Annotated in this window: 14 protein-coding genes; 5 read left to right on the top strand and 9 right to left on the bottom strand. The window is 61.1% G+C overall.

The features are described 5' to 3' along the window. Positions 1-15 precede the first annotated feature (15 nt). From hemA to grxD, 4 genes are all read left to right on the top strand, one after another. Positions 16-1287, top strand: a complete 1272-nt coding sequence (hemA, locus tag B9Z47_RS17210) for a glutamyl-tRNA reductase (protein WP_108332444.1) — start codon at positions 16-18, stop codon at positions 1285-1287. A gap of 125 nt (positions 1288-1412) precedes the next feature. Next, positions 1413-2513, top strand: coding sequence for a peptide chain release factor 1 (gene prfA, locus B9Z47_RS17205; protein ID WP_108332462.1), 1101 nt, complete (start codon positions 1413-1415; stop codon positions 2511-2513). Continuing rightward, positions 2513-3394, top strand: coding sequence for a peptide chain release factor N(5)-glutamine methyltransferase (prmC, locus tag B9Z47_RS17200; protein WP_108332443.1), 882 nt, complete (start codon positions 2513-2515; stop codon positions 3392-3394). Before prfA ends, prmC begins: the two co-directional genes overlap by 1 nt. Before the next feature lie 86 nt (positions 3395-3480). Beyond that, complete coding sequence (gene grxD / locus B9Z47_RS17195) at positions 3481-3804, top strand: Grx4 family monothiol glutaredoxin (protein ID WP_053171770.1); 324 nt, start codon at positions 3481-3483, stop codon at positions 3802-3804. Positions 3805-3875: 71 nt separating this feature from the next. Here the strand turns inward: grxD and B9Z47_RS18495 are convergent, their stop codons facing one another. The 5 genes from B9Z47_RS18495 to B9Z47_RS17170 all read right to left on the bottom strand — a co-directional run bounded on the left by B9Z47_RS18495 (position 3876) and on the right by B9Z47_RS17170 (position 8897). Further along, on the bottom strand, positions 3876-4631 hold the full coding sequence (locus tag B9Z47_RS18495; protein WP_146185826.1) for a hypothetical protein: 756 nt from the start codon (positions 4629-4631) through the stop codon (positions 3876-3878). Between the two features lie 551 nt (positions 4632-5182). Further along, a complete protein-coding gene (locus B9Z47_RS17185; RefSeq protein ID WP_108332441.1) occupies positions 5183-6007 on the bottom strand; it encodes an ABC transporter ATP-binding protein in 825 nt (274 codons plus the stop codon). Next, positions 6004-6393, bottom strand: coding sequence for a GntR family transcriptional regulator (locus B9Z47_RS17180; protein ID WP_233253861.1), 390 nt, complete (start codon positions 6391-6393; stop codon positions 6004-6006). The genes B9Z47_RS17185 and B9Z47_RS17180 overlap by 4 nt, the downstream gene beginning before the upstream one ends. 75 nt (positions 6394-6468) lie before the next feature. Next, positions 6469-7071 (bottom strand): lytic transglycosylase domain-containing protein, encoded by a 603-nt coding sequence (locus B9Z47_RS17175; protein WP_108332461.1) that lies wholly within the window; start codon positions 7069-7071, stop codon positions 6469-6471. 80 nt (positions 7072-7151) lie between these two features. Continuing rightward, the gene (locus B9Z47_RS17170) at positions 7152-8897 is read right to left on the bottom strand and encodes a proline--tRNA ligase (RefSeq protein WP_108332439.1); all 1746 of its coding nucleotides are present in this window, start codon (positions 8895-8897) and stop codon (positions 7152-7154) included. A 99-nt stretch (positions 8898-8996) separates the two neighbouring features. Between B9Z47_RS17170 and B9Z47_RS17165 the strand changes: the two genes are divergently transcribed. Further along, on the top strand, positions 8997-9614 hold the full coding sequence (locus B9Z47_RS17165) for an RNA pyrophosphohydrolase (RefSeq protein ID WP_108332438.1): 618 nt from the start codon (positions 8997-8999) through the stop codon (positions 9612-9614). Positions 9615-9680: 66 nt separating this feature from the next. Here the strand turns inward: B9Z47_RS17165 and proB are convergent, their stop codons facing one another. The 4 genes from proB to rplU all read right to left on the bottom strand — a co-directional run bounded on the left by proB (position 9681) and on the right by rplU (position 12684). Then, positions 9681-10817 carry a glutamate 5-kinase gene (gene proB, locus B9Z47_RS17160; RefSeq protein ID WP_108332437.1) on the bottom strand — a complete coding sequence of 379 codons (1137 nt, stop codon included), beginning with the start codon at positions 10815-10817 and terminating at the stop codon, positions 9681-9683. Positions 10818-10877: 60 nt separating this feature from the next. Next, complete coding sequence (cgtA, locus tag B9Z47_RS17155; RefSeq protein ID WP_108332436.1) at positions 10878-11996, bottom strand: Obg family GTPase CgtA; 1119 nt, start codon at positions 11994-11996, stop codon at positions 10878-10880. 103 nt (positions 11997-12099) lie between these two features. Beyond that, a complete protein-coding gene (rpmA, locus tag B9Z47_RS17150) occupies positions 12100-12360 on the bottom strand; it encodes a 50S ribosomal protein L27 (protein WP_019430604.1) in 261 nt (86 codons plus the stop codon). 12 nt (positions 12361-12372) lie between these two features. Beyond that, on the bottom strand, positions 12373-12684 hold the full coding sequence (gene rplU, locus B9Z47_RS17145) for a 50S ribosomal protein L21 (RefSeq protein ID WP_019426390.1): 312 nt from the start codon (positions 12682-12684) through the stop codon (positions 12373-12375). Between the last annotated feature and the right edge of the window lie 86 nt (positions 12685-12770).

Below are 12770 nucleotides of genomic sequence, written 5' to 3'. Positions count from 1 at the left end.
CCTATAATGTGCTTTATGGCCGTCTGGACCCTGGGTTTGAACCACACCACTGCACCGCTGGATTTACGCGGTCGGTTCGCGTTCGCCGTGGACAAACTGGTCCCTACGCTGCAAGGTTTGCGCCGCGATCTGGCCCACCGCATCTCACAAGAACCCGAAGCGGCCATCTTGTCGACCTGCAACCGCACCGAAATTTATTGCGCCGCCGACCAAGCCGCTACCAACGACACCTTGCGCTGGCTGGCCGAAACAGGCGGCGTCAGCGCCCACGAGCTGCATGCCCACACTTATTTGCTGGAAGGCAATGAAGCTGCGCGACACGCTTTCCGCGTGGCCAGCGGACTCGACTCCATGGTTTTGGGCGAGGCCCAAATATTGGGTCAACTCAAAGATGCTGTGCGCGCTGCCGAGCAAGCAGGCGCCTTGGGCAGCACCCTGAACCAACTGTTTCAACGCAGCTTTGCTGTGGCCAAGGAAGTGCGCAGCTCCACCGAGATCGGTGCCCACTCCATCAGCATGGCAGCGGCCTCGGTGCGGCTGGCCAGCCAGTTGTTTGAAGACATCAAAGACATCCGGGTGCTGTTTGTCGGTGCTGGCGAAATGATCGAATTGGTGGCGACTCACTTTGCAGCCAAACAACCCAAAAGCATGGCCATCGCCAACCGCAGCCTGGACCGTGGCGAATTGTTGGCCAACCGCTTTGGCGCCGAAGTGATGCGCCTGGCCGACCTGCCCGAGCGTCTCCACGAGTTCGATGCGGTCATCAGCTGCACCGCCAGCACCCTGCCCTTGATCGGTTTGGGCGCGGTCGAGCGGGCCCTGAAAAAGCGCAAGCACCACCCCATGTTCATGGTTGACCTGGCCGTGCCACGCGACATCGAGCCCGAGGTCAAGTCGCTGGAAGACGTGTACCTCTATACCGTGGACGATCTGGCCAGTGTGGTGCAAGCGGGTCAGGCCCACCGGCAAGCGGCCGTGGCCGAAGCCGAGGTCATCATCGACGCGGGCGTGCAAAGCTTCATGCACTGGATGGGCCAGCGCGGCACCGTGCCGCTGATCCAGCAACTCCAAAACCAGGCCGACGCTTGGCGAGAAGCCGAAATGGCCCGTGCCCGCAAGTTGCTTGCTCGGGGCGATGACCCGATCGCCGTCATGGAGGCCCTGTCCAAAGGCCTGACGCAGAAAATGCTGCACGGCGCACTGGCCGAGTTGCGTGGGGCCGATCCTGAGCACCGCGAGCACACCATGCAAACCGTGCAACGCGTCTTTTTGCGCAAAGAGCGTTAGCGGCTCACTTTGTAGGCCGGGGCTTGCGCTCCAGCAAATTCTTCTGGGCCTGCAGGACAGCGCATCAGCTCGGACACATGGCAGATGTTGGTGCTGCAGCGCCAACCTACAAAAATTCTGGTCGCATGAAACCCTTTCTCATCCAACAACTCGAACGCTACGCCTTGCGGCTAACCGAGCTGGACTTTTTGCTCTCGCGTGAAGACATCATGGGTGATATGACCCAGTTCCTGAAGCTCTCGCGCGAACACGCAGACGTCTGCGCCGTGGCCTCGCGCTTTGCCCGCTTTCAGCAACGCAGTGCCGACTTGGCAGCCGCCCAAGCCATGCTCGATGACGCCGACCTGCGCGAGATGGCCGAAGAAGAAGTGACCAGCGCCAGCGCCGAGCTGCAAACGCTTGAAGCCGAGTTGCAACGCATGCTGCTGCCCAAAGACCCGGATGACGCACGCCCGGCCTTTGTGGAAATCCGCGCTGGCACCGGGGGCGACGAGTCCGCCCTGTTTGCGGGCGACTTGCTGCGCATGTACACCCGCTATGCCGAAAGCCAAGGCTGGAAGACCGAGATCGTCTCTGAATCGACCAGCGAGCTGGGCGGCTACAAAGAGGTGGTGGTGCGCATCGAGGGCGGCGCGTCGGGCGATGGCGTGTATGGCGCGCTCAAGTTCGAATCCGGTGGCCACCGCGTGCAGCGCGTGCCCACCACCGAGACACAAGGCCGCATCCACACCAGCGCCTGCACCGTGGCGGTGCTGGCTGAGCCGGACGAGGCCGCGGCCATCAAGATCAACCCGTCCGACTTGCGCATCGACACCTACCGCGCCAGCGGTGCGGGCGGGCAGCACATCAACAAGACCGACTCGGCCGTGCGCATCACCCACTTGCCCACCGGCATCGTGGCCGAATGCCAAGACGGCCGCAGCCAGCACGGCAACAAGGCACAAGCCCTGAAAGTGCTGACAGCCCGGATTCAGGAAAAAGACCGGGCCGAACGCGCCGCCAAAGACGCGGCCGAACGCAAGAGCCTGATCGGCAGCGGCGACCGCTCGGACCGCATCCGCACCTACAACTTCCCACAAGGGCGCCTGACCGACCACCGCATCAACCTGACGCTGTACAAGCTGCTCACCATCATGGAAGGCGATTTGCAGGACGTGGTCCACGCCTTGCAAAGCTACGAAGCGGCCGAACAATTGGCGGCGTTGGAAATTGGGGCCACCGCCTGATGCAAAACCCAACGACCGTCGCCGAGTGTCTGCGTCAAGCCCAAACCCTGGGTTTGGCCCGGGTGGACGCGCAGATTTTGCTGCTGCACGGCCTGCAACGCCCGCTGCACGACCGTGCCTGGCTGCTGGCCCACGACAGCGACACCTTGACGCCTGTGCAAGCAGCCGCGTGGCATGACGCACTGCAGCGCCGCCTGAGCGGTGAGCCCGTGGCTTACATCACCGGGCGCAAGGATTTTTTTGGTCTGACGCTCGCTGTGGATGCGCGTGTGCTGGACCCACGCCCCGACACCGAAACTTTGGTGGAGTGGGCCTTGGAATGTCTACCTGAATCCCAGCCAGAATCCACGCACGTACCCTCTTCCGCCAATGGCTCGCCCCGCATTCTGGACTTGGGCACGGGCAGCGGCGCGGTGGCTTTGGCACTGCAACATGCCCGGCCCGATGCCACGGTGTGGGCCGTGGACGCGAGCGAAGACGCCCTGGCCGTGGCCCGCGCCAATGCCGCCCGTTTGCAACTGGGCGTGCAATTCATCGCCAGCGACTGGCTGAAGGCGGTAGATGTCCAGCACACGGGCCGTTTTGACCTCATCGTCTCCAACCCGCCCTATGTGGCCGATGGCGACCCGCACTTGGCCGCCCTGACACACGAACCCCTTCAAGCCCTGACCAGCGGCCCTGATGGCCTGGATGACATCCGCAAAATCATTGCCCAGGCCCCTGCCTGCCTGGCCCCCGGCGGCTGGCTGCTGCTCGAACACGGCTGGGACCAGGCGGCCCAGGTGCAAGCGCTGCTGCGCGAGGCCGGGTTTGTGCAGGTGCAGTCGCGCCGCGATCTGGGCGGCATCGAGCGCTGCACAGGCGCGGCCATGCCGGCGTGACAGCAACACCCCTGTGAAAATGGCAGACTTTCAATCAGAGACATAATTCACCCCATTCGATACCGACCCCATTTGGAGTAAAGACCATGAGCGACACCCAGCAACGCATCGACGAACTCGTCAAAGGCAACGAGATCACCCTGTTCATGAAGGGCAGCGCCAGCTTCCCGATGTGCGGTTTTTCCGGCCGAGCCATCCAGATCCTCAAAGCTGTCGGCGTGGACCCCAAAACCGTCAAGACCGTGAACGTGCTGGACGACGCTGAAATCCGCCAGGGCATCAAGGAATACAGCAACTGGCCCACCATCCCCCAGCTCTACGTCAAGGGCGAATTCATCGGCGGCTCCGACATCATGATGGAAATGTACGAATCGGGCGAATTGCAGCAAGTGATCAACGGCCAAGCCTGATCGACCGCCACACCCGGGCCCAAAGCCCCGCCAGAGCCACCTTCAGGTGGCTTTTTTGCGGCCCGTCGATCTCACTGGCCCGAGGTTGTCGTTTGCCGCCAGTCTGACAATCCGAACCGTTCTAAATTGCGGTTTGCCTGTAATAGCAGTGCTGCGCCTATCAGCATCAGCAACAGATCGTGGCCCATATGGCGCAGCGCCCAAAACTGCCTGCCGCTGTCGGTCAGCATCCAGATGAAGCCAGACATCACCAGCAGCAGCCCCAGGCCATCTTCCCAACGCCGCCAATGCAGCGAACGCACCCAAACCGCCATGGCGGTGGCCACCAGCAAGTCCACCGTCCACCAGCGCCACACATGTCCCACGGTTTTCAGAATGTCGAGCAATAAACCGCCCAAACCAAAATTCACAAGCAAACCTATCAGTCCAAGCGGAATCAACAGACTGAGTACGAAACGCAAGCTGGCCCCCCAGATTTCGTAAGCACGGTTCTGACGAACCCGCAAACGCGGCATCAGTTCCCAACGCCAGTGGTGGCGATCTGAGCGTAGCAAGCAAATCATGATCAGCACCCAAGCCAACAACCGGGATCCAAGCCCTTTTTCCGACCATACCCATGGCGAAAATATGGACTGAGTCAAGGGCAGCACTGCAAAAGCCACCATCTGCGGCAGCCCGATCCACCGCCCTTGCCCACGCCAATACGACCACAACCGTGCCCACCCGTCCCACCGCCCCACAACACGAACTTCGACAACCGGGGCAGGTTCGCCCAAACGCAGCATCCGGTGCATCAGGGCCCACAGTCCGATCAAAGAGAACAGCAAGCAGATCAGGGGCAGCCACCAGCCTTGATCTTTGCCCCAATACTGCCAAACCAACCAAGAGCTCGCCCATGCGAACATGGACACGGGGTACATCAGCCATGGCCATCGCACCCAGCGGGGCCCATGGCCCATCCTGGCCAAACCCGCCAGTCCATACAGCGGCCAACCCACCTTGGACAGACCCACCAGCGCACTGCCCTGCTGCAACGTGAAGCCACTCAAGGGGGCGATACAAAGCACGGTCAAACAAAAAAAGACCGCCCAAAACATGAGCATCTGAAAATGCCCAAACACCCATCGCTGCACATGCACAGAAGGCACCCGCAATCGCAGCAGGCGAAGCCACTGTTGCTGAAAGTCATTGTGCGGAACCAGCAAAACCACGAAACTCGCCCCGCTTCCCCAAGCAGCACTCATCCAAACACTGCTCAAGGTCCCTTGCGATGCATGAACCGCATAGGCCGCCCACATGAAAACTCCGTTGAAAAACACCGGAAAGAGCAAATTGAATGCGCCAGATCGCTGAGACGGTCTGCGCTGGATCAGGGCTTTCATGCGTTGAGCCCCTCAAACAGGTCTTCCAGGTTCATGGCTTCGCCCTGCAGGCCGGGCGGTGCCCTGCGCAAGTCCACGATCCAGCGGCCATCGGCTGTTTGTGCCAGCACACAGTCTGGTGGCGGAGCCACCGGCCCCTGCACGCATCGCACCTGCTCGGCCAGCACATCCCAGGCGTCCATGAGCTGAATCCGGCCCTGATGCATGAAAGCCACATGGCTGACCACCCGCTCCAGATCGCTGAGCAGGTGGCTGCTGATGATCACGGTGCGCGGGTCCTCGCGCTCTACCCGGTCGAACAGGGCACGCATGAAGGCGCGACGTGCCACCGGGTCCAGGCTGGCCACCGGCTCGTCGAGCAAAAGCCAGTCGGGGTCGTGGCCCAGCGCGAGCACCACTGCAAGCTTTTGCTGATCGCCCAGTGAGAGTGCACGCGCAGGGGTGAACAGGGGCAGATCCAGTTGCGTGGCCAGCGCCCGAGCACGGTCATGCTGCCAGTCGCGGTACATGGTGCCGATCTGCTCGAAATGCTGCTCGCCCGTCAGCCACTCAAAGAGGTCTGGCGTTTGCGCGACCACCCCCAGGCGTTCACGCACCTCATCGGCCAGGTCCTGACTCGGGTAGCCGCCGATGCGGCAGTCCCCCTGAGTGGGCTTGACCAGGCCGGTCAGGCAGCGCATCAGGGTGCTTTTGCCAGCACCGTTGCGCCCCACCAGCCCGAGCACAGCCCCCTCGGGCACGGCCAGGTTCAGACGGTTCAGGATGGTTTTTCGCCGGTAGGCGAGCTGGAGGTCGTGGGCCTCGATGGCAATTCGTGTCATGGTGTCTCCCTGTCTGAAGTGTTGTCGAGTGTCTGGTCGATGAGCCGGTGCAGCGTCTCGGGTGGCAGACCCAGTTCGGCGGCCTGTCGCACCAAGGCCTGCAGCAAAGGGGCCAGCAGGCGCTCCGGATCGACCGCGCTGCGCGCTCCCTGCCCAGCCACGACCATGCCCATGCCCCGGCGACGGGCCAGCAGACCTTCGGCTTCGAGCAGGCTGTAAGCCTTGGACACAGTCATGGGGTTGATCGCGTGCTCTTGCGCCAGGGCACGCACACTGGGCAGCTCTTGCCCCGGGCCAATCACGCCACCGGCAATCTGGCGACGCACCTGCTCCACGATCTGGCGGTAGATCGGGGTGGGGTCACTGGGGGCGATGCTGAAGTTCATGTGCATTGGTGTATTAGTTAAATAATACACAAAGACAATGCTTCAGTCTATTTTTTAAATTCCAAAGTATTCAATTCAATCCACCGGGTGCAGCCAGCCGCGCTGCGCCGTTTGAACAGCCTGCGGATAGGGACTCTGCCCCCGGCTGCCGTTGTAGCGGCCCAGCGCCATGAAGGTGTCACCGCGTTCGCGGTCCAGGTAGTGGCGCAGGATCACGCAGCCAAAGCGCAGGTTGGTCTGCATGTGGAACAAACGGCTGTCGTCGCCGTCGCCGATCAGCCGCGCCCAAAATGGCATGACCTGCATGTAACCCCGCGCCCCCGCACTGGACACGGCAAATTTACGAAACGCGCTTTCAACCTGCACCACGCCCAAGACCAACGAGAGGGGCAGACCGGCTCGGCGGGCTTCGTACCAGAGGGTTTGCAGAAATTCCTGTCGCTCGGTGGGATGGTTTTTGTAGCGGGCCAGACGCTGGCTGCTGGTGGCCAGCCATTGGGCATAGGCTTGTTGCTCTTGCTGCGTGCCCAGCAGGGGCTCAGGCGGTGCCGCAGCCGCCACGGCGGCGCTGAGCGCCGAGCGCACCGCGTGCGAGAGGGGTTCTTCGACTTGGGTGCCCGCCTGAGCCCGGCTTGAAGACAAAAGGCCCGGCACCACGCTCAGCAGCAGCCGGGCCATGGAGGCCCGGCGGGTGGCGTGGCCGGGGCGACGCGTCACCGGTATGGCCCCAATTCAGGCGAACAGATCAGGCTGAACGATCAGGCCGCAAGACGTGCCCGAAGGTGGCCCAAGATGTCGGCCACGGCCACTTTGCTGGACTCGGCATCGCGGCGGTGCTGGTACTCCACCAGACCGTCTTTGAGGCCCTTGTCACCAATCGTGATGCGGTGTGGCACACCGATCAGCTCCCAGTCGGCAAACATGGCACCGGGGCGCTCGCCACGGTCGTCCAGGATCACGTCCACGCCGTCGGCCAACAAGGCGGCGTAGATGCGCTCGGCCTCGGCTTTGACGGCTTCGCTGCGGTCCATGCCAATGGGGCACACCACGGCAGTGAACGGGGCAATCGCGTCGGGCCAGATGATGCCGCGCTCGTCGTGGTTTTGCTCGATGGCGGCGGCGGGCAAGCGCGTGATGCCGATGCCGTAGCAGCCCATTTCCAGAAATTGCGGCTTGCCGTTTTCATCGAGGAAAGTGGCATTCATGGCCTTGGAGTATTTGGTGCCCAGATAGAACACATGGCCGACTTCGATGCCGCGCTCAATGGCCAGCTCGCCCTGGCCGTCGGGGGACTTGTCGCCCGCCACCACGTTGCGGATGTCGGCCACCAAGGCGGGCTCGGGCAGGTCGCGGCCCCAGTTGACGCCGGTGATGTGGAAGTCTTCTTCGTTGGCACCGCAAATCCAGTCGGCCATCACGGCCACCTCGCGGTCGGCAACGATGTGCACGGGCTTCTTCAGATTCAGGGGGCCGAGGTAACCGGGCTTGCAGCCGAAGTGGTCTTCGATCTCGCCGAGGGTGGCAAAGCGGAAACCGCCCTCCATGCCGGGCAGTTTGTTGGCCTTGACTTCGTTCATGTCGTGGTCGCCGCGCAGCAGCAAAAGCCAGACTTGGGATTTGACGATCTCGCCCTGCTCGTTCAGGGTGTCGGTGGCCAGCACCAGCGATTTGACGGTGGAGGACAGGGGCACGTTCAGCAAGGCGGCCACGTCTTCGCAGGTGCTCTTGCCTGGGGTGGGCGTCTTGGTCAGTGCTTGGCTTGCCGCACCGCGGGGCTGGCTCGGGGCCAAAGCCTCGGCTTTTTCCATGTTGGCGGCGTAATTGCTGGTGGGGCAGTAGACGATGGCGTCTTCGCCGGTGGCAGCGATGACCTGGAACTCTTCGCTCAGGTCGCCCCCGATGGCACCGCTGTCGGCAGCCACAGCGCGGTAGGTCAAGCCAAAGCGGTCAAAGATCTTGCGGTAAGCCCCGGCCATGACCTGGTAGCTGGCCTTGGCGCTCACCATGTCGCGGTCAAAGCTGTAGGCGTCCTTCATGATGAATTCGCGGCCACGCATCAGGCCAAAGCGGGGGCGGCGCTCGTCACGGAATTTGGTCTGGATTTGGTAGAAATTTTTGGGCAGCTGTTTGTAGCTGCGCACTTCCTGGCGCACCACATCGGTCACGACTTCTTCGCTCGTGGGCTGGATGACAAAGTCGCGGCCGTGGCGGTCTTTGATGCGCAAAAGCTCTGGGCCCATCTTGTCAAAGCGGCCCGTCTCTTGCCAAAGCTCGGCAGGCTGCACCACGGGCATGGTCATCTCAATCGCTCCAGCGCGGTTCATCTCTTCGCGAACGATGGCTTCGACTTTGCGGATCACGCGCAAGCCCATGGGCATGTAGTTGTAAATACCGGCACCGAGCTTCTTGATCATGCCCGCACGGGTCATCAGCTTATGGCTGACCACCTCGGCATCGGCGGGGGCTTCTTTGAGGGTGGAAATGAGGAACTGGGAGGCTTTCATCGCGGCGGGCTAACTCTGCAAGGGCATCAGGGAAACATCCAAGAACAAGCGCAGGTGCGGCGTGCATAATGGACACAATTTAAAAATTTGAGGTTGATTATGCTTGACCGTGAAGGCTTTAGGCCGAACGTCGGCATCATTCTGCTCAACCAGAGAAACCAGGTTTTCTGGGGCAAGCGCATACGCACCCACAGCTGGCAGTTTCCGCAAGGCGGCATCGACCGGGGCGAAAGTCCTGAACAGGCGATGTTCCGAGAACTGCATGAAGAAGTGGGGCTCCACCCGGAGCATGTGCGCATCGTGGCCCGAACCCGTGACTGGTTGCGCTATGAGGTGCCTGACCGCTTCATCCGCCGGGATGCTCGCGGCTTTTACAAGGGCCAGAAACAAATCTGGTTCCTGCTGCAGATGGTCACGCACGACCACCACCTGAACCTGCGCGCCACCGACCACCCGGAATTCGACGCCTGGCGCTGGAACGATTATTGGGTGCCCCTGGATGTGGTGGTGGAGTTCAAGCGCGGGGTCTATGAAATGGCACTGACCGAACTGGCACGTTACCTGCCCCGGCACGAACGGCACAACCGGTATTTGCGTGGTGGCGCTCGTGGGCAGCGCGAGGGGTTTGAACCTGAAATGGGGCAAGCCGATACTCAGCCACCCTTGCACATGGAACTGCCGCCTGGGGCGAGTTTCGATCCAAATCCGCAAGGTTGAGCCTTCTGCCTCACACCCAAAAGCCCACTTCATGTGGGCTTTTTTTGGGAGTCAAGACGGGCCTGCTCAGCGACTGAGGATCATATTGTCCCGATGCACCATTTCAGGCTCGGCGGTATAGCCCAACAAGGCTTCGTAATCGTGCGAGGGTTTACGGCACAACAAGCGGGCCTCAGCGCTGGCGTAATTGGCCAGGCCCCGGGCAATTTCCGCGCCTTGCTCGTCACGGATGGCGATCACATCACCGCGTGAAAAGTCACCCGACACCCCCGTCATGCCGATGGGCAACAGGCTCTTGCCTTCGGTCAGCACCTTGTGGGCGGCCCCAGCATCGACCGTCACAGAACCGCGCAGTTGCAAATGGTCGGCCATCCATTGTTTGCGGGCTTGTTGTTTGGCAGTTTGTGCCACCAGCAAGGTGCCCATGTTGTCGCCCTCGCACAACCGCAACAAGGCATCGGGTTCACGCCCCCAGGCGATCACGGTGGATGCGCCCGAACCGGCAGCCCGTTTGGCGGCCAGAATTTTGGTGATCATGCCGCCCTTGCCAATGCTCGAACCAGCGCCACCGGCCATGGTTTCCAATGCAGGATCACCGGCACGGGCCTCGTGCACAAACGTGGCAGAAGGGTCTTTGCGTGGGTCAGCGGTGTACAGGCCTTTTTGGTCGGTCAGGATGACCAGCAGATCGGCTTCAATCAGGTTGGCCACCAAAGCGCCCAAGGTGTCGTTGTCGCCAAACTTGATTTCATCGTTGACGACCGTGTCGTTTTCATTGATGACCGGCAACACCCGGTGCTGCAACAAAGTCAGCAAGGTTGAGCGGGCATTGAGGTAACGCTCGCGGTCGGCCAGATCGGCATGGGTGAGCAGCACTTGGGCGCTGCCCATGCCGTTTTCACGCAACTTGGTTTCGTACATCTGCGCCAGACCCATCTGGCCCACGGCCGCAGCAGCCTGCAAGGCAGGCACTTCGCTGGGACGGGTGGTCCAGCCCAGGCGCTTCATGCCTTCTGCAATCGCGCCGCTGGAAACCATGACCACCTCTTTGCCCTGCCCCACCAGCAAAGCCATTTGGCGACACCATTCGCCAATTGCGCCCTCATCCAGGCCGCGGCCTTCGTTGGTCACCAGGCTGGAGCCCACTTTGACTACGATACGACGGGCGTCACGCAAGAGGCTGGAAACGGCGGGAGTGGTCATGCTCAAGAGGGGTTTCGTTGGCAATTGGACGAGTGGCGCGAGAGCAGCCCTCAGCGGGCTTTATTCTGTGGGCAGCGGCTTGAAGCGCGGGTCATCGGCATCGGGCTCTTGCGGCTTGTCCTGCTCCGTGAAACGGGGGTCAATGTCCACAACACCTTGCTCGATGATCTGCTGGGCACGGATGTGCTTGTAGATTTCTTTGATCAGCGGCTCACAACCTTCACGGGTCAGGGCCGAGATCTGGAAAACCGGGCCTTTGTAGCGCATGCGTTTGATGAAGTCCTTGACGCGGGCTTCGCGCTCGTCTGCCGGCACCATGTCCAGCTTGTTGAGCACCAGCCAGCGCGGCTTGTTGTACAGGCCCGGGTCGTATTTTTTGAGTTCGGCCACGATGGCCTTGGCCTGTTGCACCGGATCGACATTCTCGTCAAACGGCGCAAAGTCGACCACATGCAGCAGCAAGCGGGTGCGCTGCAAGTGGCGCAAGAACAAATGGCCCAGACCAGCGCCTTCCGAAGCACCTTCGATCAGGCCAGGCACGTCGGCCACCACAAAACTCTGCTCGGGGCCCACACGAACCACGCCCAGGTTGGGGTGCAAAGTGGTGAAAGGGTAATCGGCAATCTTGGGGCGGGCGTTGGAGACGGCCGCGATGAAAGTGGATTTTCCCGCGTTGGGCATGCCCAGCAAGCCGACGTCGGCCAGCACTTTCAGCTCAAGTTTGAGCTCTTTCTTTTCACCGAGCCAGCCCGGTGTTTTCTGGCGCGGAGCGCGGTTGATCGCACTTTTGAAGCGCATGTTGCCAAAACCGCCGTCGCCACCCTTGGCGATCATGATGGTTTCGCCAGGCACCAGCAGTTCGTACAGCACTTCACCGGTTTCGGCGTCGGTGATGATGGTGCCCACGGGCATTTTGAGGGTCACGTCGTCACCGGCAGCGCCAAACATGTCGGAGCCCATGCCGTGCTGGCCACGTTTGGCCTCGTGGCGACGGGAGTAACGGTAATCCACCAAGGTATTCAGGTTGATGTCGGCAAAGGCGAACACATGCCCGCCACGACCGCCATCGCCCCCGTTGGGGCCACCGAATTCTTTGTACTTTTCATGACGGAACGAGACGCAGCCGTTCCCGCCGTCACCTGCGGCGATGTCAATATAGGCTTCGTCAACGAACTTCATGAGATTTCCAGTGTAGCTTGGGGCCCGCGATCAAAACACCCACGGGCCAAAATGCGAAAAGCCCCGGCTTGCGGGGCTCCTCTTCGCAATGGGCGAGACGGGCTTAAACAGCCGGCGTCACGTTCACCATGTGCTTGCTCAGTTCGCCTTTGGTCGAGAACGACACGTGGCCGTCCACCAGGGCAAACAAAGTGTGGTCTTTGCCGATACCGACATTGTTGCCAGCATGGAACTTGGTACCACGTTGACGAACGATGATCGAGCCAGCGCTGATCAGTTCACCACCGAAAGCCTTGACACCCAGCATCTTTGGCTTGGAATCACGACCGTTGCGCGTAGAGCCGCCGCCTTTTTTCTGTGCCATGACCTATTCTCCTCAGGCAGAGATCGCGCCGATTTGCAGTTCGGTGAACTGCTGGCGGTGACCCTGACGTTTCTGATAGTGCTTACGACGGCGCATCTTGAAGATGTGCACTTTGTCGTGCTTGCCATGCGCCAAAACTGTGGCTTTGACTGTGGCGCCGGACACCAGGGGCGTGCCGATCTTGAGTTCAGCGCCGGTACCGACGGCCAAAACTTGATCAATCACGATTTCCTGGCCAACGTCCGCAGCAATCTGTTCTACTTTAATTTTTTCGCCAGCGACAACACGATACTGTTTGCCACCGGTTTTTATGACCGCGTACATAAATGACCTCTTTGAATGGAAGTTTCCAAGGGCTAATCCCCAAGGAACCGAAGATTCTAGCACGGTCAAACCCATCAGGCAAATCC

The organism is Limnohabitans sp. 2KL-1 (genome assembly GCF_003063435.1).
Taxonomy (GTDB): domain Bacteria; phylum Pseudomonadota; class Gammaproteobacteria; order Burkholderiales; family Burkholderiaceae_C; genus Limnohabitans_A.
Note: the sequence above shows the minus strand (reverse complement) of the source record. Positions and strands in the feature narration are given on the sequence as shown.